Here is a 559-nt window from a genome sequence, read left to right as displayed (position 1 = left end):
GGGCATAGATTCAAATCCGAAAACTCAGTCATTATTTTCTCGGTAACTTTCTTAAATGGTGCTGTAAGATAATGCGGAAGAACATAGAAATCAATCAAATCAAGCCCTGCATCATCTTCTTGTGAGTAGTCCTCTGGCTTTTCATCCATTTGCTCGATATATTGGATGCTTGGAGCGCATATAATTGCGCCTGCCGACTCGCCGATCATCAATTTTCCATTTGCCAATTCCTTTTTCAGCAGTCCATCAGTTCCCGTTTTACGGAGCTGGTCCATAAGAAAGAAAGAATTTCCGCCGGTAAAATATATCACATCTGCTTCTTCAAAAACAGACTGTATCGTTGAATAAGCCTCCGTTGAAATATCAATTTCAGTTACGATTGCTCCCAACTTTTTGAATAATTTTCGAGCCGAGCCGACATAACCGGTGTAGCCTTCACGCAGTGAAGCTGTTGGAATAAATGCGACTTTCTTATTTTCAATTTCTTCCTTTATCAGACTTCCCACACTTGAAAAGTGCGAACATAAAAATAGTTTCATCAATATTCTCCTTTATAAAT

The 559-nt window shown here is 39.0% G+C and carries 1 protein-coding gene; it reads right to left on the bottom strand.

Annotated elements, in window-relative coordinates; genetic code table 11:
• A partial coding sequence (locus DW720_RS15570; RefSeq protein ID WP_118749820.1) for a Type 1 glutamine amidotransferase-like domain-containing protein occupies positions 1–539 on the bottom strand: 539 nt, incomplete at its 3' end.
• Positions 540–559: the final 20 nt, after the last annotated feature.

Source organism: Clostridium sp. AM27-28 (genome assembly GCF_003480955.1).
Lineage (GTDB): Bacteria > Bacillota > Clostridia > Lachnospirales > Lachnospiraceae > Otoolea > Otoolea fessa.
The sequence above is the reverse complement of the archived record's forward strand: the minus strand, read 5'-3'. Positions and strand labels throughout refer to the sequence as shown.